This is a genomic window from Tepidanaerobacter acetatoxydans Re1 (genome assembly GCF_000328765.2).
GTDB lineage: Bacteria > Bacillota > Thermosediminibacteria > Thermosediminibacterales > Tepidanaerobacteraceae > Tepidanaerobacter > Tepidanaerobacter acetatoxydans.
In genome coordinates, this window is record NC_019954.2 from 1,650,041 (window position 1) to 1,674,347 (window position 24,307).

At 37.8% G+C, this 24,307-nt stretch carries 23 protein-coding genes and 1 tRNA gene; 1 reads left to right on the forward strand and 23 read right to left on the reverse strand.

Features of this window, described 5'->3' with window-relative positions:
* Positions 1-45: 45 nt before the first annotated feature.
* The 11 genes from TEPIRE1_RS08050 to trpB all read right to left on the reverse strand — a co-directional run bounded on the left by TEPIRE1_RS08050 (position 46) and on the right by trpB (position 10,216).
* Positions 46-1,311 carry a DUF4349 domain-containing protein gene (locus tag TEPIRE1_RS08050; RefSeq protein WP_013778675.1) on the reverse strand — a complete coding sequence of 422 codons (1,266 nt, stop codon included), beginning with the start codon at positions 1,309-1,311 and terminating at the stop codon, positions 46-48.
* A gap of 32 nt (positions 1,312-1,343) precedes the next feature.
* Positions 1,344-1,913 carry an RNA polymerase sigma factor gene (locus TEPIRE1_RS08055; RefSeq protein ID WP_013778676.1) on the reverse strand — a complete coding sequence of 190 codons (570 nt, stop codon included), beginning with the start codon at positions 1,911-1,913 and terminating at the stop codon, positions 1,344-1,346.
* Between the two features lie 155 nt (positions 1,914-2,068).
* On the reverse strand, positions 2,069-2,773 hold the full coding sequence (locus TEPIRE1_RS08060) for an ABC transporter ATP-binding protein (protein WP_013778677.1): 705 nt from the start codon (positions 2,771-2,773) through the stop codon (positions 2,069-2,071).
* A complete protein-coding gene (locus tag TEPIRE1_RS08065; protein ID WP_013778678.1) occupies positions 2,766-3,536 on the reverse strand; it encodes an ABC transporter ATP-binding protein in 771 nt (256 codons plus the stop codon). The genes TEPIRE1_RS08060 and TEPIRE1_RS08065 overlap by 8 nt, the downstream gene beginning before the upstream one ends.
* The gene (locus TEPIRE1_RS08070; protein WP_048894739.1) at positions 3,514-4,569 is read right to left on the reverse strand and encodes a branched-chain amino acid ABC transporter permease; all 1,056 of its coding nucleotides are present in this window, start codon (positions 4,567-4,569) and stop codon (positions 3,514-3,516) included. Before TEPIRE1_RS08070 ends, TEPIRE1_RS08065 begins: the two co-directional genes overlap by 23 nt.
* A 9-nt stretch (positions 4,570-4,578) precedes the next feature.
* Positions 4,579-5,472 (reverse strand): branched-chain amino acid ABC transporter permease, encoded by an 894-nt coding sequence (locus TEPIRE1_RS08075; protein WP_013778680.1) that lies wholly within the window; start codon positions 5,470-5,472, stop codon positions 4,579-4,581.
* A 105-nt stretch (positions 5,473-5,577) separates the two neighbouring features.
* Complete coding sequence (locus TEPIRE1_RS08080; protein WP_013778681.1) at positions 5,578-6,768, reverse strand: ABC transporter substrate-binding protein; 1,191 nt, start codon at positions 6,766-6,768, stop codon at positions 5,578-5,580.
* Positions 6,769-7,131: 363 nt separating this feature from the next.
* Positions 7,132-7,218 (reverse strand) — tRNA-Leu (locus tag TEPIRE1_RS08085).
* A 121-nt stretch (positions 7,219-7,339) separates the two neighbouring features.
* Complete coding sequence (gene zupT, locus TEPIRE1_RS08090) at positions 7,340-8,119, reverse strand: zinc transporter ZupT (RefSeq protein WP_013778682.1); 780 nt, start codon at positions 8,117-8,119, stop codon at positions 7,340-7,342.
* Positions 8,120-8,264: 145 nt separating this feature from the next.
* Positions 8,265-9,035 (reverse strand): tryptophan synthase subunit alpha, encoded by a 771-nt coding sequence (gene trpA, locus TEPIRE1_RS08095; RefSeq protein ID WP_013778683.1) that lies wholly within the window; start codon positions 9,033-9,035, stop codon positions 8,265-8,267.
* A complete protein-coding gene (trpB, locus tag TEPIRE1_RS08100) occupies positions 9,032-10,216 on the reverse strand; it encodes a tryptophan synthase subunit beta (protein WP_013778684.1) in 1,185 nt (394 codons plus the stop codon). Before trpB ends, trpA begins: the two co-directional genes overlap by 4 nt.
* Before the next feature lie 270 nt (positions 10,217-10,486).
* Between trpB and TEPIRE1_RS08105 the strand changes: the two genes are divergently transcribed.
* Complete coding sequence (locus TEPIRE1_RS08105; RefSeq protein WP_013777234.1) at positions 10,487-11,665, forward strand: IS110 family RNA-guided transposase; 1,179 nt, start codon at positions 10,487-10,489, stop codon at positions 11,663-11,665.
* 299 nt (positions 11,666-11,964) lie between these two features.
* Here TEPIRE1_RS08105 and TEPIRE1_RS08110 read toward each other — a convergent pair whose 3' ends face one another.
* The 12 genes from TEPIRE1_RS08110 to TEPIRE1_RS08160 all read right to left on the reverse strand — a co-directional run bounded on the left by TEPIRE1_RS08110 (position 11,965) and on the right by TEPIRE1_RS08160 (position 24,259).
* Positions 11,965-12,573 carry a phosphoribosylanthranilate isomerase gene (locus TEPIRE1_RS08110; protein WP_013778685.1) on the reverse strand — a complete coding sequence of 203 codons (609 nt, stop codon included), beginning with the start codon at positions 12,571-12,573 and terminating at the stop codon, positions 11,965-11,967.
* On the reverse strand, positions 12,570-13,352 hold the full coding sequence (gene trpC, locus TEPIRE1_RS08115) for an indole-3-glycerol phosphate synthase TrpC (protein WP_013778686.1): 783 nt from the start codon (positions 13,350-13,352) through the stop codon (positions 12,570-12,572). The genes TEPIRE1_RS08110 and trpC overlap by 4 nt, the downstream gene beginning before the upstream one ends.
* Positions 13,353-13,362: 10 nt before the next feature.
* Positions 13,363-14,370, reverse strand: coding sequence for an anthranilate phosphoribosyltransferase (trpD, locus tag TEPIRE1_RS08120; RefSeq protein WP_013778687.1), 1,008 nt, complete (start codon positions 14,368-14,370; stop codon positions 13,363-13,365).
* On the reverse strand, positions 14,367-14,951 hold the full coding sequence (locus TEPIRE1_RS08125; RefSeq protein ID WP_013778688.1) for an anthranilate synthase component II: 585 nt from the start codon (positions 14,949-14,951) through the stop codon (positions 14,367-14,369). The genes trpD and TEPIRE1_RS08125 overlap by 4 nt, the downstream gene beginning before the upstream one ends.
* Positions 14,948-16,426, reverse strand: a complete 1,479-nt coding sequence (gene trpE, locus TEPIRE1_RS08130) for an anthranilate synthase component I (protein WP_013778689.1) — start codon at positions 16,424-16,426, stop codon at positions 14,948-14,950. The genes TEPIRE1_RS08125 and trpE overlap by 4 nt, the downstream gene beginning before the upstream one ends.
* A gap of 549 nt (positions 16,427-16,975) precedes the next feature.
* The gene (locus TEPIRE1_RS14510) at positions 16,976-17,245 is read right to left on the reverse strand and encodes a methyl-accepting chemotaxis protein (RefSeq protein ID WP_081460139.1); all 270 of its coding nucleotides are present in this window, start codon (positions 17,243-17,245) and stop codon (positions 16,976-16,978) included.
* A 107-nt stretch (positions 17,246-17,352) separates the two neighbouring features.
* A complete protein-coding gene (locus TEPIRE1_RS08135) occupies positions 17,353-18,762 on the reverse strand; it encodes a glycoside hydrolase family 1 protein (protein ID WP_013778691.1) in 1,410 nt (469 codons plus the stop codon).
* Positions 18,763-18,892: 130 nt separating this feature from the next.
* Positions 18,893-19,468 (reverse strand): chromate transporter, encoded by a 576-nt coding sequence (locus TEPIRE1_RS08140; protein WP_013778692.1) that lies wholly within the window; start codon positions 19,466-19,468, stop codon positions 18,893-18,895.
* Entirely contained in the window at positions 19,465-20,058 is a 594-nt protein-coding gene (locus TEPIRE1_RS08145) for a chromate transporter (RefSeq protein WP_013778693.1), read from the reverse strand. The genes TEPIRE1_RS08140 and TEPIRE1_RS08145 overlap by 4 nt, the downstream gene beginning before the upstream one ends.
* Entirely contained in the window at positions 20,059-21,291 is a 1,233-nt protein-coding gene (locus TEPIRE1_RS08150) for an ROK family transcriptional regulator (protein WP_013778694.1), read from the reverse strand.
* Positions 21,292-21,565: 274 nt separating this feature from the next.
* Positions 21,566-22,696: an anaerobic sulfatase maturase gene (locus TEPIRE1_RS08155; RefSeq protein ID WP_013778695.1), complete on the reverse strand. Its 1,131-nt coding sequence runs from the start codon at positions 22,694-22,696 to the stop codon at positions 21,566-21,568.
* 102 nt (positions 22,697-22,798) lie between these two features.
* Entirely contained in the window at positions 22,799-24,259 is a 1,461-nt protein-coding gene (locus TEPIRE1_RS08160; RefSeq protein ID WP_013778696.1) for a sulfatase-like hydrolase/transferase, read from the reverse strand.
* Between the last annotated feature and the right edge of the window lie 48 nt (positions 24,260-24,307).

The window sequence follows — 24,307 nt, forward strand, 5'->3', positions numbered from 1 at the left end:
CCTGCAAGGAAACAAAAAAATCCCTATATCTTTAGGGATTTAAGGCTAGCCTTTCTTTTTTCGACTAGTAAATCTTTTAATAATCGAGTAAATGCATTTAAACAAAACACCTGCTGCAATTGCTATGGGCAGCAAGGCCCCAACAACTTCCGCTAAAGATACCAATATATTTAATAAAAAGTTTATCGCTATGATAAAACCTTGCTTCGCTCTTCGAAACAATTCCTGTAAATTTAATGTGCCAAGTTTTTCTTTCGAAGGTTCCTGTTCAATTAAATTTAAATTTACAAGAGACATTTCCACCATCTTATCCCACGCAACAAGTTGACCCGTCAGTGTATCAATATCTGTTCTTACACGATTGAGTTCATTTTCTATTTTTAATACTTCGTCGACACTTTTTGCCATTTGCAATATTTCAAGAAGCCTTTGTTCTTGCTGCTCAAGATTACGAACTCTTGCGGCTGTATCATAATATGCCTCGGTAATGTTCTCTCCGCCTATGTGCTGGCTGCTGACTTTTCCCATAGCTTTGAACATATCTAAAGCTTTTGTTAGTTCCGCTTGAGGTATTCTTATAGTAATATAAGCTCTCCGGGATGAGTCGGCGGATACTGAACCGTCTATTTGGCTGCTTTCTATATAGCCTCCTAATTCATCGACAAAATTTATAATTTTATCGACTTTTTCATCAAAATTCTCTACATATATAGATATGTCGGCATTTTTAATGATTTTTTGTTCTCTTTCCTTAGCGGCAAATGTCTTCAAACTCCGCCCTGATGTGTTCACATCTTGGGCTCCATCAAAACTTTCATTTTCGACCTGAGCCTCACCGCTCCTCATCTCATAAGGTTCGGCAGCAGGTGCTGAAATCTGCGGTGCTTCATCCTTTATACTGTTTTTAGTATAATTCATACTAAGAATTCCCATTTTGGATAAAGTAACCACAAATACACCGATGATAAGTACGCTCATCACCGCAGTAAATGCCTTCTTGTTATAATAATATGAATTTGATATAAATGCGGGAATACTTCTTAAAAATCGTATAAAACGCGATGATTTATCAACCGGTCTTTGCTCGGAAGCAATGCTGTTAATTTTTTCCATTAGGTTGGGTGCAAAATTTGGTGGCAACTCAACTTGTTCCAAAGAACCGGCTGCTTTTATTATTTGTTGAAGTTCTTTTACTTCTTGCCGGCAATCAGAGCAGACTTTTATATGTTCTTCTAAAATATTCTTTTCTTCAGCAGTTACCAGGCCTTCTACATATTTATCAATCAAATCTTCGTAAATTTTGCATGCCACGTTGCTTCCCCCCTTTTTATAAAATTTAGACGTCATTTGCTAAAAAAAAGTTCCGGATCTTTAAGGTTTTCTTTTAAAGCCCGGCGGCCCCTGAATAATCTTGATTTTACTGTACCGAGGGAGCATGATAGTATATCGCTGATTTCAGTATAGCTGAAGCCTTGGACATCCCTTAATATAATACATATTCGCTGTTCTTCCGGTAAGGTGCTTATTGCTTTCATAATGGCTTGCTTAGTCTCTTGCTTTTCCACAAATTCTTCCGGCAATTCAGTTTGAAATCCTAACTTTATTTTATCATCCATGGCTATTTCCTCTTTTATAGGAAAAACATCCTCTCTCTTTTTCCTTAAAAAATCTATGCACGTATTTACCGCAATACGATACAGCCATGTTGAGAAACTTGAATCTTCCCTGAATCTACGAAGGGAGGTAAATATTTTTATGAAAATCTCCTGACTTACATCCATAGCATCTTCTGCGTTATTAAAAAATCGATAAGCAGTATTGTATACCTTCTTCTCATACCCGGAAATTAGGTCTTCAAAAGCTGAAATATCGCCTCTCTTAGCCCGGCGTACGAGGTCTTTTTCTGCACTCAATTTGTAATATGCCCTCCCCTCACTTTATTCTTCTAGATATTCGACTCTAGTATTTAAAATTCCTTCAAAGAATTTATATTGTCACAGCTTACGAGAAAATTATTTAGAATTCTTCCTAATCTCTCGATTCAGGTAAATCTTGAATTTTTCGGTAATTAAACCCCACCTAAATAAGCCTTCAATACCTTGTCATTTTGAAGAAGTTCTTCTCCGGTTCCGGTAAGTGTTATTGTTCCGGTTTCAAGGACATAAGCATAATCTGCTATTTTTAAAGCCATACGGGCATTTTGTTCGATTAAAAGAATGGTTACCCCATCATCATGAATCTTTTTTATTACTGAAAAAACATCCTTTACAAGTATTGGTGCAAGCCCCAATGACGGTTCATCCAACATTAAAAGCTTTGGCCTTGACATTAAAGCCCTGCCCAAGGCCAGCATCTGCTGCTCACCACCTGAAAGTGTACCTGCCATCTGAGTTTCCCTTTCTTTGAGCCGCGGGAAAATTGAATAGACCCATTCCATGTCTTTTTTTACGTTTTCTTTATCTTTTCTTGTATAAGCACCCAAAATCAGATTTTCATATATTGTCAAATCACTAAATACCCTTCTGCCTTCGGGAACCATGGTTATTCCCATCTTTACAATATCTTTTGTAGGTATTTTGGAAATGTCTTGACCCATAAATGCTACATTGCCGGTTTTCTTAACTAGATTGCATATTGCTCTAAGAGAGGAGCTCTTACCGGCACCATTTGCACCTATAAGTGTTACGATACTTCCTTCAGGAACATTAAAATCGATGCCTCTTACCGCATGAATACCACCGTATCTTACATTCAGATTTTTTACTTCAAGCATCCAACTCCACCCCCAGATATGCTTCTATAACCTTCTGATTGTTTTGAACTTCATCAGGCGTGCCTTCAGCTATGGTTATTCCATGATCAAGTACTAGAATTCTTTCACAAATCCCCATAACTACTTGCATATGATGTTCAATAAGCAAAATTGTCAAGTTAAATTTATCCCGGATTTGTTTCAAAAACTCCATTAACTCTTCCGATTCCTTGGGATTCATTCCGGCAGCCGGTTCATCCAGCAAAAGAAGTTTGGGGCGGGTTGCAAGAGCCCGTGCTATTTCCAAATGTCTTTGTTGACCATATGGCAACGAACTTGCCTTTTCATTAAGGTATTCCGTGAGATTTACTTTTTCCAGCAGTTCAAGTGTCTGATCTCTCATCATTTTTTCTTCTCTATTATATTTAGGTGTTCGAAAGGTTGCATCAATAAAACTCGATTTTATTCTAAGATGATGGCCTACCAGAACATTTTCAAAAACAGACATGTTTTCAAAAAGTCGTATATTTTGAAACGTCCTTGCCACTCCGAGTTTTGTTATTTTATCCGGTAAAAGTCTAGTAATATCGTTTCCTTGAAACATTATACTTCCGGATGTAGGAACATATATTCCGGTTATGGCGTTGAAGGCGGTAGTCTTGCCTGCACCGTTTGGACCAATTAAGCCTACTATTTCACCCTCTTTTAGATTTAATGAAAAATTAGAAACTGCGGTTAAACCTCCGAATTTAATGGTTATTTTATTGACTTCCAAAATTGCCACGATGACCGCTCTCCTTTCCCAGCAGCATATCCCATGATATTTCATTCTCACCCATGATCCCATGCCTCAGAAACAATACTACCAGAATCAAAAGAATAGCAAAAACCACCATCCTCATTCCGGAAATTCCGGGTAAGCTTATAAATCCTAAATCCATGGGTGATTCTACTACTCGAAGCAATTCCATCAGAACCGTTATTATGCATGCCGAAATAACTGATCCCGTAATACTCCCCATACCGCCAAGAACAACCATCAATAAAATCTGATATGTGAAGAAAAATCTAAACATGGTAGGATCTATTGTGGAATTCAGATTTGCAAGGAGAGCGCCGCCAATACCTGCTATAAATGCGCTTATAGTAAATGATAGTGTCTTATGATTAAAAAGATTAATACCCATAGCCTGTGCAGCTATTTCATCTTCACGTATGGCTTTAAAGGCTCTACCATAGCTGGAATTTACTAATGATTTTAATCCTAAAATAATTACAATAGCTACACCCCAACTCCAATATTGGTCGGTATATTGAGGTATTCCTTTTAAACCCAGGGCACCATTAGTAATCGTCTGGGTATTTGTAAATACAACTGAGATTATTTCTCCAAAACCCAATGTCGCAATAGCCAGATAATCACCCTTCAGCTTTAATACCGGTGCACCAATCAGAAACCCAACTAAGGCCGACAAAATACCGGCTATGAGCAGCGCAAAGAAAAAGTGGACATTGATATTTAACAGCATTGGGTTTATAGGCTGCATGAAAAAATTCATGGTTTTTATACCCGGAGGCATTGTCAAAAGAGCACTGGTATATGCCCCGATAGCCATAAATCCGGCTGTACCTAAAGAGAAAAGGCCTGTAAATCCATTAGTTAGATTTAAACTCAGTGCAAGAATGCTATTTATCGCACAAAGATTAAATATTCTCATCACATAGGCATCCAAATGGGTTTTAGTCCAAGATAAAAAAATAAAAAAAGCTGCTATCAGAACAGTGGTTAAAATAGCATTTCGATATTTTTTAGCCATATTTTTCACCTACACCTTCTCTGCCACTTTCTCACCCAAGATACCGGTGGGCTTAAACAGCAGAATTACTATCAAAATAATGAATGCAAATGCATCCCTATATCCCGAAAGACCAGGCAAAAAAGCTACAAGCAAGATTTCTCCAAGACCCAAAAGGAATCCCCCAAGCATAGCTCCCGGAATATTTCCGATACCGCCTACAACTGCAGCAATGAAGCACTTGAGTCCGGGCATAATACCTATGAGCGGATGAATCTGAGGATATTTTAACGCCCACATGATGCCGCCTACCGCTGCCAAGGCAGAACCGATTCCAAACGTGAATGATATTATTGCATCCACATCTATGCCCATGAGCTTGGCAGTATCCATGTCTTTGGAACATGCTCTCATTGCCATTCCGGTTACGGTATGGTTGACAATATACACCATACCGAACAATAAGATTGCAGAAATTATAGGTATAATTATGCCAAGACTTGTGATTGAAACACCTGATATGTTGATAACACCTTTAAAAATAGGTGGTACGTAAAATGCTTTTGCGCGGCCTCCAAACACTACCAAACCCATGTTTTCTAAAAAAAACGAAACCCCGATAGCTGAAATTAATACAGAAATTCTCGGTGCCTCTCTTAATGGCTTATACGCGGCCTTTTCTATGACTATGCCGACCAATACTGTAAGTGCAATAGAAACTATGACTGCAAGCCACCACGGAAGTGAAAACATCCCTACGCCAAAAAATACAAAATATGCCGCCAGCATGATTATATCACCATGAGCGAAGTTTATAAGTCTTACAATTCCATATACCATAGTATATCCTATGGCGATAAGGGCGTAGAGGCTTCCAAGAGAAATACCATTGACAAGATGCTGGAAAAAAAGTCCCGCTGTCATATGAAAAACCTCCAGTTTCATGAATCTGCCCGGGATATCCCGGGCAGAGCTATTTTATTTTATTGTATAAAGGTTTGCCGAGTTTGATTTTAAAAAATCTTACGTTTAATCGGGCTGAACTGTTTCAATGTAAACAAACTTACCATCTTTTACCTGTTTTATCACTGCGCTTTTATTGGCATCTCCATTTTCATCAAGGGAAATTATACCGGTTGCACCTTCAAAGTTTTGAATTTTAGCAATTTCATCCCTTATAGCCTGCGGATCTGCAGAACCGGCCTTTTCAATTGCTTCTCTGGCTACGAGATAGGCATCAAAACCTAAAGCTGCAAAAGCACTGGGAGGTTGACCATATTTTTTCTCAAAGGCATCTAAAAATTCTTTTGAAACCTCGGTAACTGGAGCTTCAGCTGTATAGTGGGTACTAAACGATACTCCCTCAACTTCTTTGCCGCCTATATCTATAAATTCCGGTGCTTCATAGGTATCTCCGCCAAGAAATGGTGCAGTAATTCCCAAGTCTCTTGCCTGTTTTATAAGCAAAGCGGATTCACCATAATTACCAGGAGCAAAAATTACATCAGGTTTTAAATCTTTTATTGCAGTCAGCTGTGCCGAGAAATCCTGGTCATTTGTCTTATATTTCGTTTCAGCAACAATGGCATCTTTATCTCCGGTTAGCTCTATAAAAGCCTCTCTGAAGAAATTAGAAAGACCTACCGAGTAATCATTTGCCATGTCCATTATTATGGCGGCCTTTTTGGCTTTTAGTGTATTGAATGCGTATTTTGCCATTACTTTACCCTGAAATGGATCTATGAAACACACCCTAAAATAATAGTCATTGTCAAGGGTAACAAGAGGATTTGTTGGTGAACATCCAATTGCCGGGACTTTTTTCTCTTTAGCAACTTGTCCTCCAGCCATTGAATTTGAACTGCCGTAGGAACCGATTATTACACAGACTTTATCTTTTTCAATCAAGCGCGCAACGGCATTAGCAGATTCAGTTTTATCTGTCTTGTTATCTACAATAAACAGCTTGATTTCTTTACCAAGCACTTCTGGATACATTTCCTTTGCCAACTCAATACCTTCTACTGTCATCTGGCCACCAGCAGCACTAGCCCCTGTCATGGGTTCATAAACGCCAATTCTGATAACATCTTCGTCTGCGGCTTTTTGTTCAGCATCCTCAGCTTTCTTTTCCGTTTCAGCAGGTTTACTGCCACAGCCCGACAACACAAGTGACATCGTTAACAAAAGAATTACAGACACAACAAATAGTTTCCCCATTCGTTTTAACCTCAATTACCTTCCCCCTTTATAATAGCATTCATATTCAAGCAAAGAATACTGTTTTTACAGCTAATCTAACCTCCCCTCTTGTACGCGTCTTGCGAATGCATGTCTATGATATATAGAGTACCATCGTTTAATACAAAAATCAAGAAGTTTTTTATGAAAAACAGCCTTCATCGAGAGCATAACATTTATTAATAAATAACTAAATATACAGATACTATAGCAGCAAAAATATTGGATAATATATCGAAAAATGATATCTGGGTTTTTATATATAATATGTTTTTGATGGTCAAAACTAAAAAAACAGAGCTTTGGATTTTCATTCCAAAACTCTGTAATCATTGTCATATCTGGTGCCGAAGGCGGGAATCGAACCCGCATGGTATTGCTACCACTGGATTTTGAGTCCAGCGCGTCTGCCAGTTCCACCACTTCGGCTTGCATGTGCTTATTATCTTAGCATATCTTTTAAAAGATTTCAAGAGGATTGTTGCAAAATGGCAAGCGCCGCTAAATGCAAGTTAAAATGAAGGTTTCTGCGCTGAAATCAAAGTTAAATTTATATAAAAATAGCACCACTTAAGGGCATTATGCAAATACCTGCAAAAGATGATAAAAGAGCCAGTCTGCTGTAACCATACTGCCGAGATGTTGGAATAAGCTCCTCGAAACTTATATAAATCATGATACCTGCTACTGCCGCAAATATTGCTCCTAGCAAAAACTCATTAATAAACGGTCTTAACACAAGAAAGGCTAAAATTGCACCAATAGGCTCTGCAACACCTGATAAAAAGGTGTATTTTAAAGCAGTTATTTTGCTCTGTGTTGCAAAATATATCGGCATAGCTACCGAGATACCCTCAGGTATATTGTGAAAGGCAATTGCAAAACCTATTGATGCTCCCAAAGTAGGATCATTATAGCCAGCCATAAAAGTTGCTATTCCCTCGGGGAAATTATGCAGCATCATTGCCAGCATTGATACAAAACCAACTCGATAAAGATTTTGATGTGGCTTATCATTTTTTTCAGTATCAAATTCTTCATGTGGCACAAAATAATCAATTACCAAAGCCGCTGATAGGCCTAATGCCATAAATATAACTGAAAAGATTATTGCTCGGTTTTCTCCGGTATAAATCCCGATAGCCTGCTGAGCTTGCGGCAGTAAATCGGAAAATGATACTGATATCATCACTCCCGCCGCAAATCCTAATGAACACGATACTATCTTTTCACTTTTAGATTTTGTAAAAAATATTAAAATCGCCCCTAATAATGTTGACATACCAGCTGCAATAGAAATTATTAATGCTGTAAAAGTACGTTGGTCCAAACAGTTCACCTCTAATCTTTAAATTTGTAAAGGGCTTTTTAGGCAAACCTCATTTCTTACATTTTACCCTAACATACTAATCAAGTATGTTGTGTTCATAAATACAAATGTCATACCTGCAAATTCTGATCAATTAATAATCGAATCAGCTTATCGCTTCTTTCATTGCCTTTACATAATCCGAGACCGGGATTACGGCATCCCTCCCATACTCTCCTATAATCTTGACAATAGCTGAACCTACAATTATACCATCAGCTATTTGAGCCATTTTCGTTGCTTGAGCAGGAGTTGAGATTCCGAACCCAATTGCTGTAGGGATATTAGTGGACTCTCGGACAAGTTTTACCATATTATCTACATCAGAATTAATCTCATTTCTTATTCCTGTAACTCCCAAAGAGGATATACAGTAAACAAAGCCTTCCGCTTCTTTTGCAATCATCAAAATGCGTTGGTTTGACGTAGGTGCGATAAGGGAAATAAGCTCTAATCCATACATTCTACAGGCAGGTGCAAAATCCTCTTTCTCCTCGAAGGGCACATCGGGAAGTATCAATCCGTCCATACCAGCCTCGGCAGCCGTTCTCATAAAGCGCTCCGTTCCATATGAAAATACCACATTGGCATATGTCATAAACACCATAGGGATTTTAACAGTTTTTCTGACTTTATAAACCATCTCAAATATATCATCTGTCGTTACGCCACCGGTAAGCGCTCGCAGGTTTGCAGCTTGAATGATTGGTCCTTCGGCCGTTGGATCGGAAAATGGAATCCCAAGTTCAATAAGATCCGCGCCGGCATCGGCAATGGCTCTTACTAGCTTTTCTGTGGTATCTAAATCCGGATCACCACAGGTTAAAAATGCAACAAACGCCTTCCCGTGGTCAAATGCACTTTTTATATTACTCATTCTGATAAATTCTCCCCTCTGTAGCGGGCAATAGCAGCACAGTCTTTGTCGCCCCGCCCGGAGATGTTAATTACTATAATTTTGTCTTTACCCATCTTAGGTGCCAGCTTCATACCATATGCCACGGCATGAGCACTCTCAATCGCCGGAATAATGCCTTCTGTGCGTGAAAGATATTCAAAGGCATCAACCGCCTCCTCATCAGTTATTGCTACATAATGTGCCCTGCCGGAATCATATAGATAAGCATGCTCCGGCCCGATTCCAGGATAATCAAGACCGGCGGAAATAGAGTAAACCGGTGCAATTTGCCCATATTGGTCTTGACAAAAGTATGATTTCATGCCATGAAAGATTCCCGGTTTTCCAGTGGCAATGGTTGCCGCCGTTTCAAAAGTATCAACACCTCTGCCGGCTGCCTCACAGCCGATCAGCTCTACCGATTTGTCATTAATAAAATGATAGAATGCACCAATTGCATTAGAACCGCCGCCTACACATGCAAGAACCGCATCCGGAAGACGGCCTTCTTTTTCCAACAACTGTCCTTTAATCTCTTTTGATATTACTGATTGGAAATCCCTAACAATAGTTGGAAATGGATGAGGACCCATAACTGAACCTAAGATATAATGTGTATCGGCAATGCGGTTCGTCCATTCACGCATTGTTTCCGACACTGCGTCCTTTAACGTAGCGGTACCTGAGGTAACCGGATGTACCTTCGCGCCGAGAAGTCTCATCTTGTAGACGTTTAGAGCTTGGCGCCTAGTATCTTCTTTTCCCATAAAAATTTCACATTCCATACCCATAAGCGCTGCTGCTGTAGCAGTTGCAACTCCATGTTGGCCGGCTCCGGTTTCAGCAATCACACGAGTCTTTCCCATTTTTTTTGCTAAAAGCGCCTGGCCCAACACATTATTTATTTTATGCGCACCGGTATGATTCAAGTCTTCACGCTTAAGATAGACTTTTGCACCACCTAAGTCCTCCGTCATCTTCCCAGCAAAATAAAGCAGGGATGGCCTTCCGGCATAGTCTTTAAATAAATCCGCAAGTTCAGCATTAAATTGCGAATCATCTTTATAGTAATTGTATGCTTCTTCCAGTTCAATTACGGCATTCATTAATGTTTCCGGTATATACTGCCCGCCATGACTTCCAAATCTCCCTTTTGACATAGTTTCCTCCTCGTATAATAAAGTCATAGTTTAAAAACTATATTTCTTTTCTATCTCACTATTCTTGTGAGATAATAATTGTACAGATAGAGGTCGTAGTTTTCCTCCTTGAAGCCTAGTCTTCCTTTTCAAGGGTTACGCCTCTTCTTTACATCCATATGCGAATGAGCTGGATAGTACAAAAGTTACTGAATATCTAACGAGGTTGCATCATGTAAAGTAGAGAGGTCCTAGACTTTATCTGTAAATATATTAAAAGCTGGTGATTTTATGTTTTATGTTGGTATTGATATTGCTAAACAAAACCACGAAGCTTCTATTATTGATTCTAATGGTAAGCTTCTTGATAAAAGTATATCCTTTTCAAATTCTCAAGTAGGTTGCAATAAATTAATTGCCTTGCTTGAAAGATTTGAAGCTGATACTTCCAACACTGTTATTGGTATGGAAGCTACTGGTCATTATTGGGTTAGCCTTTATTCATATCTAATTGATCTAGGGTTTACTGTAAATGTTATTAACCCTATTCAATCAGATGCATTTAGAAAGATGTATATTAGGCAAACTAAGAACGACTCTAAGGATTCCTTTATCATTGCTCAAATTATGCGTTTCGGTGAATTTTCCACTACTTCTTTAGCTGATGAAGATGTTATGGCCTTACGCCAATTATCCAGATACCGTCTCGCTTTAGTAGATGAATGCTCTGATTGGAAACGCAAGTGTATTGCTCTTTTGGATCAAGTTTTCCCTGAATACTCTAAGCTTTTTTCTGATACCTTTGGAGTAACTTCTAGGGAGCTGCTCTCTAAATATCCTACTCCAGAGGATATGTTATCCATAGATACAGGGACTCTTTCCAAACTTCTATCCGAAGCTAGTAGAGGACGTTTTGGTATTTCAAAAGCTTCTGAAATTCAAGAGTCTGCTACTAATACTTTTGGTATTAACTTTGCAAAAGATGCATTTGCATTTCAAATTAAGCAAATTATTGCCCAAATTAATTTTATCGAAGAACAGCTAAAAGAACTTGAAACTGAAATTTCTACACTCCTTCACCAAACCAATTCAGTTATTACTACTATTACAGGTATTGGTGATGTTCTTGGTGCTATTATTATCGGAGAAATTGGTGATATTTCCCGTTTTGAAGCTGCACCCCAACTTGTTGCCTATGCAGGTCTTGATGTAGCCGTAAAACAATCTGGTGATTTTGTGGGGACACAGACTAAAATTTCTAAACGTGGTTCTCCATATCTTCGTAGGGCAATTTGGTTAGCTGCTACTGTTGCAGCCTTCAAAGACCCAGCTCTGTCAGTCTATTATCAATCACTTAGGGCAAGAGGGAAACATCATTTAACTGCCATTGGGGCTGTCGCTAGAAAGATGTGTAATATTATCTTTGCAGTCCTTCGTGATAACAAACCCTATGTGCCTGATATTAAATAGGATTGGTAAAAACTAACCTGCTTTTACAACCTAAATTTTTTATTCTATATTTAGGTTTATTTGTTTTGCCTAATTTTACATAAGTATTTATGGCAGGTTCTGTCAAGGGATGCTTTTTCCCTTGACGGGTTCTGACAGAAATTTTATAATCACAAAGGCAAAATAAATTAAATTATCTCTTGACTTTTAATAGCTGGTCTTGTTTTAATAAATGTTTTGTTAATAAATTACAGTTTATGATATATGATAGATAATCTGCTGATAACCGATACAATCATATACTATTTAATGTCATACTCTTAACCTCTCCTAGCTGCAGCAACTGCCGCATAAATTTTTGTTTTATCTTTTACGCCGTCTGATTCTACTCCTGAACTAATATCCAGTGCGTAGGGATTAAATTGTTTAATTGCATCCGGAATATTTTCCGGTGTCAGACCTCCGGCAAGAATAAACGGGCGACAAAAATCCATTATCAGTGACCAGTCAAAACGTTTTCCAGAACCATGCCCGTTGTCCAAAAGCACCATGTCTGCCGCACTTGTTTTAGCAACCTCTAAATCCTTTGCCGAGCGAATTCTGTATGCCTTCCAAATCTTATTTTCCGGAAGAATGCATCGGAGGCCGGATATAAATTCATTACTTTCGCTGCCATGCAGTTGAACTACATTTATAATATTTTGGCAGCATAATTCAACAATCTCTGTGTAAGATGCATTTACAAATACCCCAACAGTAGCTATTGCCGGGTGCAATGCCTTGCGCAGCTCCAATGCCAGTTTTAACGATATATTTCTGCGGCTTTGAGGGTAAAACACAAACCCTGCATAATCAGGCATAGCACAGTTGACATACTCTGCATCACACAACCGAAAAAGACCGCATATCTTAATCTTTGTGTCACTCATTGTGCCGCTCTCCTAAAAGACTCAAGCACTGACTTCTTATCGCTGGCTTTCATCAAAGACTCGCCAATCAGTACCGCATCAGCACCTATTGCTTTAAGGAATACTATATCTGCAGATGAATGTACACCGGATTCTGCAACAAATATAGCTTCAGGCGGTACTTTATCTCGCAGTCTTGCAGCATTATTCAAATCCACAGTAAAATCTTTCAGATTTCTATTATTAACACCAATTAAACGGGCGCCTGCCGAAACCGCTGACTCAATTTCCTTCTCATCATGTGCTTCCACCAGGGCGCAAATTCCCATTTCCTCGCATATATCAAGAAAATTCGCCATTGCTGACGTATTCAGCAGTGCACAAATTAGAAGAATCGCATCTGCACCCATGCACTTTGCCTCATATAGTTGATACTCATCTATGGTAAAGTCTTTGCGAAGCATAGGGAGGTAAGTATCAGAACGTATCTGGCAAAATATTTCGTCCGAGCCCATAAACCATTTAGGTTCTGTAAGACATGAAATACAATCCGCACCTGCCGCCTCGTATTCCTTGACAATCTTGCGGTAAGGAAAATCCTCCGAAATGATTCCTTTACTAGGAGATGCTTTTTTTATTTCACAAATAAAAGACATACCTGGACTTTCCAAAACATGCCGAAAGTAAAAGTCCCCTCTTGGTAAGCTCATCGCTTTTTCGCGCATTTCCTCTAAACAGACTGTTTCTTTTGCTCGCTTCACTCGTTTTTTGGCATACGCTGCAAGCTCATCTAAAATCACGTCGACACTCCTATCTATTTGATTGTTCAATAAATTGATCAAGCTTTGCCTTTGCCTTTCCGCTTTCGATAAGTTCTTCAGCAAGAATTACGCCTTTTGCATGTGAATCCGTTTTCCCTGCAATATATAGGCCCGCGCCGGCATTTAAAAGCACTGCTTCCCGTTTGGGTCCTTTGGCACCACTTAAAATTTCAAGTGTGATTTTAGCGTTTTCTCTCGGCATTCCGCCTGTCAACTCATTCTTATTGCTACGTTTAAAACCAAAATCCTCTGGTTCGATAACATATTTGTTAAAATTTTTTTCGGTAAATTCACAGACAGTTGTCGGTGCCGATATAGAAATTTCATCTAGCTTATCTTGACCATAAACTACCATACCTCGCTTTACACCAAGGTTTGACAGCACATGAGCAAGTGGTTCAACCAGTGATTCATTATACACACCAAGTACCTGCATATTAGCTGAAGCAGGGTTTGTAAGCGGTCCAAGAATATTGAATATAGTGCGTATACCCAGCTCTTTTCGTACCGGTCCCACATATTTCATAGAAGTATGGTAACTCTGTGCAAAAAAGAAACAAATACCAATAGTTTCCAACAGTTCCACACATTTTTCAGGTGAAAGGCATATTTTTACGCCCAGTGCTTCAAGGCAGTCTGCCGCTCCACTTTTTGAAGATGCCGCACGATTGCCATGTTTAGCCACCTTCACATCACCGGATGCTATGACAATGGCTGCCGTTGTCGAAATATTGAAGGATTTTGCATCATCACCTCCTGTTCCAACAATATCAAGTAAATCAAAATCACATGAAACCGGCATGGCATATGCACGCATTCCTGCAGCACATGCAGTAATTTCTTCAATTGTCTCCCCCTTAGCGGACAGGGCAGCAAGAAATGCTGCCATCTGGACCTGAGAAGTCTCGCCGTTCATGATTTCTCCCATGACAGCCATAGCTTCTTCATAAGTCAGGTTTTCATTATCAATTAATTTTACTGTTGCTTCCTTAATCATAGCAAGGCTCCTTTCGTCATACTGAGAAAATTTTGAATGATGTGTTTCCCGTCCGGTGTCAAAATAGATTCCGGATGAAATTGGACGCCATAAATGGGATATTTATCGTGCTTAACAGCCATGATTTCGCCATCATCGGTTTCGGATATAACTTTTAGGCTTTCTGGAAAGTTATCTTGCACCGCTGTTAGAGAATTATATAGAGCTACTTTAATTCGATACGGCACATTTTGAAAGAGCAAGCAAGTATTATCTATGACTACTTCAGACTGTTTGCCATGCATCAGCCGTTTCGCATGAGAAATCGTTGCACCAAATACCCTGCAGATAATCTGATGCCCGAGACCTACTCCTAACAGCGGGATTTCTCTTCCGAGCTCTGCCACAACATCATTACATATACCTGCATCTTTTGGATAGCCCGGACCTGACGAGATAATAATATGTGAAGGTCGCAAGCTTTTAATCTCATCAATGGTTAACTCATCCTTGCAGGCGACTCTAGTCCCTTTGTTTATCGTTCCGACCAGTTGATAAAGGTTATAAGAAAAACTGTCGTGGTTATCAATTATTAATATCATAAACTGATTCCCTCCTGTGCGGTTTCAAGTGCCTCTACAACCGCTTTGGCCTTATTGATACATTCTTGGTATTCGTTTTCCGGTATGCTGTCTGCTACAATACCCGCACCTGATTGAATGAATACTTTATCATTTTTTTTAACGGCAATACGAATCGCAATGCAGACATCCATGTTACCTGTAAAATCTATATACCCAATGGCACCACCATATATACCGCGTTTAATATTTTCCAATTCATTAATAATTTTGCATGCATTGATTTTTGGAGTACCGCAAAGTGTTCCGGCAGGAAGCACCGCTTCAATCGCATCTATTGCATCTCGATCTTTTCTAATAATTCCGCAAATATCGGAACCTATATGCATAACATGAGAAAAACGTTCTATGCTCATATATTTTTTAACCTTTACGCTGCCAAACTCACTTATCTTTCCTATGTCATTTCGCCCAAGGTCGACCAGCATATTGTGTTCGGCGCGTTCTTTTTCATCTGCCAAAAGCTCGGCTTCAAGTTGTTTATCCGCTCTATCCGTTTTACCGCGTGGTCGGGTTCCGGCCAGTGGAAAAGTGTGTAAAGCACCGTTTTCTAATGTTACAAGTGTCTCCGGCGAAGCACCGACAATCTCAACATCATCGCCGGAAATATAAAACATATATGGTGATGGATTCGTCTTGCGAAGAACGCCGTAAGTATCCAGGAGACTTCCATCAAAATCTGCATCAAATCGATTTGATATTACTACTTGAAACACATCCCCGTTATATATATATTCTTTTGCCCTTGCCACCATCTTGCAGTACTTCGCTTTATTAAACAGCCCACAGATTGGCGACATCATCCTGCCTGGCAATTCATATAGAGGCGAACCGCGCAAAATAAGTTCGCGAAGATTTTCTAATTCCATCTTACCCCGCTCATATTCTGTTTCAATATCATCACACCCTACATTTACGATTAGAATTATTTTTTGACGGAAATTATCAAAAACAATCACCTTATCAAAAAGCATCAGGTCCACGTCTCTGAAGTGCTCCTCGTCTTTAGCATCTAAAACAAGAGATGGTTCGATATATCTGATGTAATCATAAGAAAAGTAGCCTACAAACCCACCGGTAAAAGGAGGAAGATAATCGAAACGCGGGCTGTGATTATCTTCCAGTATCTTGCGAATAACCTGCGCTGGATGTACTGTTGACTCTGACATAACAAAAGAACCTGTATGAATTGTCACTTTTTTATCAGTGCAGGTTAATTCCAGCACAGGGTCAAATCCAAGAAACGTATATCTACCTAATTTCTGACTACCCTCAGCAGACTCCAGTATATAGCAGCGTTTACTGACATTTTTTAGCCTGCGCAATACCTCAACCGGACTGCTGCCATCAAAGCAGAATTCACAGCTGACAGGGATTACTTTATAGGCTCCTGTTTCAGCAATTTTTTGCGCTTCCAAGAGGCTCGGTTGTAACATATTATGAACACACCTTTCTTTAAATAGTTTGAGCTTGGAATCAGGGACAAGCAAAAAAGCCCATCCCTGACATTTAAGTCAAGGACGGGCTTTACACTCGTGGTGCCACCTTGATTCACGGCATATTACAACCGTGCACTCAGCAGGATACTAACATATCCCCGGCAACTTACGTATGCCCACACGTTGCAGAATACTCAGCTTTCGCCTTTGACTGCACCCTCAACGGTCCATTTGATGACTTGTTTTCTACTCGCTTTCCAGCGCCGCGAGCTCTCTGTAAGAGCATGATCATCGTTATCTCCGCCTCAACGGTTTAGAATATAAATTTTATATAGAATATCTCAAATATAAGTTTTTGTCAATCTTTTTTTTTACACAAATAACTGTTGGCTAAATGCAAGTTAAAATGAAACACTTTTTATCTCTGTTAATATGTGTTGTTTTCATACTTTATAAACTCTTCTACATCAGTCTATGTTCTTCTCCCCTAGGGGAGAAGTTTTTTTGCTTTCATTAACTATACGCACTTTTTTAATTCTTCTTCGACTACTTTCCTAGCACATTTTCTATTCTTGAAGCTATTTCTTCGAAAGAGTTTCTGACTTCATTTATAAAGGTATTAACCGAACCTATCTTTTTATAAATTGCTCTATTAATTTTATTAGTTTCTGCTGCGGTTTCTTTTGATTGCTCAGCTAATTTTCTAACCTCCGTAGCTATTACTGCAAATCCTCGATGATTTATATTTATATTAATTATATTTAGGTTCGTATTTTGTTTTTGGTATAATATTTTAATTTCGGTCCGATTTTTGATTTTTCATAATATCAAAATAAAAATGTTAGTACCGGAAATTATCTAAGTACTAACATTTTTAAGCCAAAAAATCGGCTTCCCTAATCAATAAAATCTGCTAAATAAACTTATAACTTCTCTCCGTTTGATTTTATAACATCTTTGTACCAGTAAAAACTCTTCTTCCTTATTCTTCTTAAATCCTTTAAATCAAATTCATCTCTATTTACATAGATAAAACCATAACGTTTGCTAATGCCTTGGTGTGTGCTTACAAGGTCAATAGCAGACCAGGGACAATAGCCGATAAGATTTACTCCGTCGGTAATTGCAAGTCTTGCTTGCTCGATATGTTTCCTTAAAAAATCGATGCGGTAATCATCGTTTATTACTTCTCCTTCTTCCAGTTTGTCATAAGCTCCAAGACCATTTTCAGTTACAAGAAGGGGTAAGTTGTACCTTTCATATATTTCTCGAAGTGTATTCCTAAAACCTACCGGATCCATTTCCCACCCGAACTCTGTCTTTTGCAAATAAGGATTTGGCACTCCTTGATATACTCCGGGTTCGGACATTTCCATCTGCTGATCTGAAGCTGAATTGTCACTTTGCGATTCGTCTTTGTACTTAGCTGCAGTTAGTGTAGAATAGTAGTTAAATGCGATAAAATCAGGTTTTCCTGCTTTTAAAATATCCATATCATTTTCATAAACAATAGGTGTGTAACCTTTTTCTTCCATATAGCTCCACGCTACGCTATTATAGCGTCCGAAAACAGCCGCATCCAAATACAGCCAGTTGCGGATTGATGAAAGATTCGATGCAGCCAATACATCTTCAGGGTTGCAGCTAGCAGGATAAACAGATGCTATGTTTGGCGCCGGTCCAATCATAGCGTCTGGACACATCTTGTGGCACAGTTTCATTGCTTTTGCTTGAGCAAGCAGCATATGATGGTTTTGCTGATACAGCTCTTTTTGTGCATTCTTTATATCTGAACTTACAACGCCGATTGCCTCTCCATGTAAAATCATCATATTCTGTTCATTGATTGTAAGCCAATATTTTACACGATCGCCAAAATGCTCAAATAAAGTCTTCGCGTAATTCTCAAATGCATCAATTGTCTCTTTATTGGTCCAGCCGCCTTTTTGCTGTATGGCATAAGGTAGATCAAAGTGATACATTGTTACAATGGGTTCAATATTATATGATAAAAGTTCATTGATTAGATTATTGTAAAATTCTATGCCTTTTTGATTGAGTTCTCCTACTCCGTTTGGATAAATGCGTGTCCATGCTATAGAAAACCGATAAGCTTTAAGCCCCATTTCTGCAAATAGAGCTACATCCTCTTTATATCGATGATAGTGATCACTAGCTACCTTAAAATCAGATGTGCCTTCGGGGTATCTTCCCATATCAATGACAGACGGTCCTTTTCCATCCTCATTCCATGCACCTTCCACTTGATATGCCGAAGTTGATGCTCCCCATAAGAAGTCCTTTGGAAATGGCTTTAAGTTTTTGTAATTCATATAAAGTTCCTCCAGTGTGTTTTATTTTAATATTATTGCAATTATTGTGCCAAAACTCATTATGTGAAAAGTGCAATCGCCAAAATAGATAAGCAGATTGCCGGCAAATGAGATGCGTTTGCTAGTAAAGCTAAAAAGCAAAGACAACCCCTAAAATCCCGGAAATTACGATCATCAAAATCGGATTTATTTTAAATTTAACAAGACATATCAATGAGACAGCGAATATAAGCATACTTTTGAAATTAATTACACACAGGAAATTTTTCAATATATAACTTAAATTAAATACAATATCTTCTTTAAAAAATGCAGTTTGAGCAACAAACACCGCAGCGGAAAAGATGAGCCCGACAATAACCGGTCTTATACCGTAAAAGAGCATCTTATTTAAAGGGTGATCTTGAAATTTAAAAAAATACCTCGAAACTATTAAAATCAACACTAAAGACGGCAGCGCAACGCCAAAAGTTGCAACAATTCCGCCTAATATACCCGCTGCCTTATATCCCACAAAAGTAGCAGAATTTACTGCAATCGGTCCGGGAGTCATTTCGGCTATCGCTATAATATCGATAAATTCTGAGGCAGAAAGCCACCCATGGTTTTCAATTTCCCTTTGTATAAGCGGTATCATGGCATAGCCGCCGCCGAAACTAAATAATCCGATTTTCATAAATGATAAAAACAACTGTAAATAAATCAATCTTTATGGCCTCCGCTGTTTAGAATTCTTGCCGCTTTTAATGGAAACAGATAATAGATGCCTAGCCCTACTGCAGCCCCGCCTAATATCACAACTATTGCCTGCACGTCAAATACGACAACCAAAATAACCGCTAAAACCGAAAGAACTAAACCAATTTTATCAACAATTGATGTCTTTGAAACCTTTATCGCTGCTGTTAATATTAATGCAACTATAGCCGGCCTGATTCCGGAAAATACTGCCTTTACTATAGGACTGTCTTGAACCTTTGAAAAAAACATCGCAATTACAGTTATAATTAAAAGTGAAGGCAGTATAACACCGGCAGTAGCAATTATTGCTCCTCGTTTACCGGCTATCTTGTATCCTATAAATGTTGATGAATTGATGGCAATGGCGCCCGGCATTGATTGCGCTACGGCAAATACATCGATGACCTCGTCGGACGTAACCCATTTCTTATTTTCAACCACTTCACGTTCTATGAGCGGTATCATGGCATAGCCGCCCCCAAAGGTAAAGCTCCCTATTTTAAAAAATGTCGCAAAAAGTTCTATAAGTAGTTTAATTCTATTCTTGTTTTTCATTTAAACCTCCATATTTATTCCGCTTATGTATTTTGGCATACTTAAAATTTCCTCAACTAACAGTGCAGCTGCACCTATTGATATAGCATGTTCCTTAAAATACCCTTCTCTACTAAAGGAAATCTTATGGTTTTTGATATATTTTCGTTGTAATGCAATTGCAACACATGTATCATAAAATAACGATGAATTTTTTACCAAAGGACCGCTTAGAATGACTAACTGGGGGTTTATTAAATTAATATAATTGGCAAGACCTATGCCGAAAATTGTGGCAGCATTTAAAATTACTTCCTCGGCGAGCTTATCGCCCTGCTCTGCAGCATTGCAGATATACAAATAATCAATTCTATCCAAAGACTTGCTTTCATCATCAGATGAAGAATATCTTTGCTCTAGCAGCTTTTTAAATTTCTTAGTAATAGAAGGTATTGAGCACATTGTTTCAATACAGCCGCGATTTTTGCAGTAACATGGTTCACCTTTAATATCTACAACCATATGCCCAAAAGCATCTTCATATTCATTGATAGCCCTTACGATATTCCCTGAAGAAATAGCACCTGTCCGAATGCCGACACCACAGTGAAAATATGATATGTTATCTATACCCTTGCCTATCCCGAATAAATGCTCGGCTAAAACCGCAGCATTTGCACCATTATCGATTACGATTGGAAGGCTCAATTTTTCCTTGAACATATCTCTGATAGGCACATTAATCCAAGAATTTGATGGAAAATTTGCCGGGTTAAGTATAACACCTTTCTTACGATCAAGAGGTCCTACCGTGCCTATTCCTGCTCCTAGCACCAAGGATTTTGCTATACCCAATCTGCTCAATGCATCTTTGACATATAAAGATATTTGATTGACAGTATCTGTCGGATCATGCGGCGGTTCAAAACGATGCAAATCGATAATACCCATCTTTAGATTTGTTATGACAGTCTCGGTATAAGTTCGCGAAATATCGATACCGATTACATAAGAGCCTTTTGGGTTTACATCATATAAGGTGGGAGGTCTGCCACCAGTAGATTTATCAATACCTACCTCAATGATAAATCCTTCATCCAAAAGCGGCTGCATGAACCGTTTTAAAGTAGTTAACTTCATGCCGGTAGCATCCATAATCTGATTTCTGGTAACCGGTCCATTTTTTTGAATGAGACCAAGAAGCAGCTTACTTTGGTCTTTCATATTCATTAGTTTATCATAGACATTTACCATAAAAAGATACCCCCAAAACAAGGTATAAAGAATAAATGCAAATAACAATAACAAATATCGTTTTTCTTTGCGGCAAAAAGTTAATTTCTCTACTCAGATGTTAGCACTAAGTTAATTCCTATGATGAATATGACATTATTGTTTTGCAACGAATTTAATAAACGAAGTTTTTACAGTAGGAGCTTTATTTATATATATATAATAATATCTTTTTACCATTTTGGCAATAAGTTTTTAAAAAATTATTTTTTTGTTTAGTAATGATTCGCTATAGCTATTTACCAAACTTTCGATTCTCTTTCTTGTTTAAATAAAATATAATATCCTGAAATTTTTCTAGTTTATCATCAAAAAATTCTTTATATGCACTACAAAAATAATTAAGATTATTTTCTGCTCTGTATCTCTTACATCCTCCACGGCATATATTTCTATACTTACAATTTAAACACTCAGTATCAATATTAAGAGAGCTCCTCACAAATGCTTCTGTTTTAGAGCTGTTATATATTTCATCGAAAGTATTTTTGTATATATTGCCGATCTTATACTCATCATATGTGTAAAAATCGCATGGATATACACTTCCATCTGCTTCTATAATATTTTGGCATGAACATACTCCTTTCATGTCGCAAGCTTCATATTCATATTTTAAAAATAATCCCAAAATATTATCAAAGTATCTAATGCTAATAAACTCATTTGACATTATATCCTCATACCATAAATCAAACAAACGTTTCAGAAACTCTCCAAATTCTTCAGGTTTTAATGAATATTGACGTTTTCCCCATGTTTCATTTAAAGGTTCTATACAAGGAATGAATTGTAAGTATGATAATTGATTTTTTTTAAAAAAATTGTAAACACTTGTTATTCTCCTGCATAGTGAAGGAGTAACAACAGTCAATATATTAAAAGGTACTTCATATTTTTTTAAAATAGAAATCGATTTCATTACCTTGTTGAATGTACTTCTTCCATCATTACTAATTCTATACGAGTTATGGACTTCCTTTGTACCGTCTAAAGATACTCCTACTAAAAAATTATTTTTTTTGAAGAACTGTGCCCACTCATCGTTAATAATTGTGCCGTTGGTCTGGATGGCATAAGATATTTTAGTTCCATTTACATTATAGTTATTTGCGTAATCTATTAACTTTTTATAGAAATCTAGTCCTATCAACGTAGGTTCTCCACCCTGAAAATTAATGCTGCACCTTCCTCCATTTGAAAAATTAATAGCCTTTTTTACTATTTCTTCCAAGGTTTCATATTTCATGAAACCATAGTCACTAACTCTTCTTTTTTCAGCAACTGAATGATAGAAGCAATAACTACATTTGAGATTACATTTACTAGATGCCGGTTTAATCATAATACTAATATTTTCAGTCACAACATTCACCTTCTTTAGCTGAACAATTACTTAAGGTAAAGTGTTTACCGAGTCTAATTTATAAATCTCTTAATTTTTTCTTCTTCCTTAGTAATTATATACTTAATACCGTCTGTCTTTTCTAATGGGTACAAAATCAGCAGTTTCTATATAAAATCTTAATAACCTATCTTTCATTTTATTTACTAAATTCTTGTATCTTTCTTGATCAATTAGATTATTTAACTCTTGAGGATCATTTTTAATATCGTATAATTCGTTTCGTTCATAAAGCCTCTCAATGTATTTAAAATTACCTACTCTAATCATAACTGCTTTCGTATGAGCCGGTCCTTCTTCACATTGGGTGCTAAGTCTCGGCCAATAAAGAGACTCAGGACCATGGCCTTGCTCCATTGCTTGGGTTTCACCGCGTAGTCGTCCTCCTTCACAGAAAACTGCATCCTTATGCTCTTCACCACCTTCGAGCACGTGGAGCAAGGATTTCCCGAATTGAGTGTATGCTAACTTTATATTTGCCATATCAGCTATAGTGGCTGGTAAATCTACTAATTCTGCTAATGCATTGCTAATTCTCGGCTTTACTTTAATGTCTTTGTGAGGCTTAATAATTAAAGGAACGCGGCAACTGGGATCTTCAAACGTATTTTGAGTTTTTTCGACAATACCATAGTCTCCCGCATAATCTCCATGATCGCTAAACATAATAATGGAAGTATCATCATATAAATTTCTTTCTTTTAGAGCGTTTATAATTAAGCCAAACTGATAGTCCACACGTGAAACCATAGCAAGATAAGTAGCTCTTAATTCCTTGAATTTATCAAGTTTCCAATTTATTAAGTTTTGTTTTTCATATATTTTTTCCAGCATACTTGCTTTATTTGACCAATCTTTAGGAACTGGACGTATATCATCTATTTTACTGCGATCAATCATGCTATACCAAGGATCTTCACAAGCATATGGCGGATGCGGAAAAACGAGCGATATATACAAACAAAATGGTTGTATATTATTCTGTGGTAAATTATGAATATATTCAATGGCTTCATCTATGCAATTCCAATCAGTAATTACATTCTCTCGTTTAGTCTTGCCCGCATAAAAAGAGTAATAATTGTCACTTCCGGGTTTGCCTCTCCACGATTTTTCCCATTCTGCATATCTTAACATACTTTCGTTGGTTAACTCTGATTCTCCTGGGTAATATTCATGACAATATTTACTTAAATCTTTATCAGCTGGAATAACATCATTTCTGCCAATCCACATTACATGATATCCATTTTCCTTTAATGTTTTTAATAGCATTGGATCGTCTTCTTCTAATAAGTAATGCATAGTCCTATGTCCTTTTGTATGTGGATACCATCCTGTTAGAAAACTACATCTACTAGGTACACATACTGGATTCTGACAATATGCATTCCTGAAAGACACCCCATCCTCTACCATATTGTCTAAATTAGGAGTTATAGAAGCTTTATTGCCCAGATGTCTCAAAGAATCTGCACGCATCTCGTCTGCAACAAAAATAACTAAATTCGGCTTTTTATTCATATTATAGCTCCTCGCTTTTGTTTCTTTTTTTTAGATTTATGTAAAACT

Bases quoted from the DNA above. Each gene is read 5' to 3' on its own strand.
- trpE (WP_013778689.1), bottom strand. From the start codon at position 16,426: ATGTTACAACCGAGCCTCTTGGAAGCGCAAAAAATTGCTGAAACAGGA.
- trpB (WP_013778684.1), bottom strand. From the start codon at position 10,216: ATGTCAAAAGGGAGATTTGGAAGTCATGGCGGGCAGTATATACCGGAA.
- TEPIRE1_RS08125 (WP_013778688.1), bottom strand. From the start codon at position 14,951: ATGATATTAATAATTGATAACCACGACAGTTTTTCTTATAACCTTTAT.
- TEPIRE1_RS08110 (WP_013778685.1), bottom strand. From the start codon at position 12,573: ATGAGTGACACAAAGATTAAGATATGCGGTCTTTTTCGGTTGTGTGAT.
- TEPIRE1_RS08075 (WP_013778680.1), bottom strand. From the start codon at position 5,472: ATGACAGCGGGACTTTTTTTCCAGCATCTTGTCAATGGTATTTCTCTT.
- TEPIRE1_RS08080 (WP_013778681.1), bottom strand. From the start codon at position 6,768: ATGGGGAAACTATTTGTTGTGTCTGTAATTCTTTTGTTAACGATGTCA.
- TEPIRE1_RS08150 (WP_013778694.1), bottom strand. From the start codon at position 21,291: ATGGTAAATGTCTATGATAAACTAATGAATATGAAAGACCAAAGTAAG.
- trpA (WP_013778683.1), bottom strand. From the start codon at position 9,035: ATGAGTAATATAAAAAGTGCATTTGACCACGGGAAGGCGTTTGTTGCA.
- TEPIRE1_RS08160 (WP_013778696.1), bottom strand. From the start codon at position 24,259: ATGAATAAAAAGCCGAATTTAGTTATTTTTGTTGCAGACGAGATGCGT.
- trpD (WP_013778687.1), bottom strand. From the start codon at position 14,370: ATGATTAAGGAAGCAACAGTAAAATTAATTGATAATGAAAACCTGACT.
- TEPIRE1_RS08145 (WP_013778693.1), bottom strand. From the start codon at position 20,058: ATGAAAAACAAGAATAGAATTAAACTACTTATAGAACTTTTTGCGACA.
- TEPIRE1_RS08135 (WP_013778691.1), bottom strand. From the start codon at position 18,762: ATGAATTACAAAAACTTAAAGCCATTTCCAAAGGACTTCTTATGGGGA.
- TEPIRE1_RS08060 (WP_013778677.1), bottom strand. From the start codon at position 2,773: ATGCTTGAAGTAAAAAATCTGAATGTAAGATACGGTGGTATTCATGCG.
- TEPIRE1_RS08105 (WP_013777234.1), top strand. From the start codon at position 10,487: ATGTTTTATGTTGGTATTGATATTGCTAAACAAAACCACGAAGCTTCT.
- TEPIRE1_RS08070 (WP_048894739.1), bottom strand. From the start codon at position 4,569: ATGGCTAAAAAATATCGAAATGCTATTTTAACCACTGTTCTGATAGCA.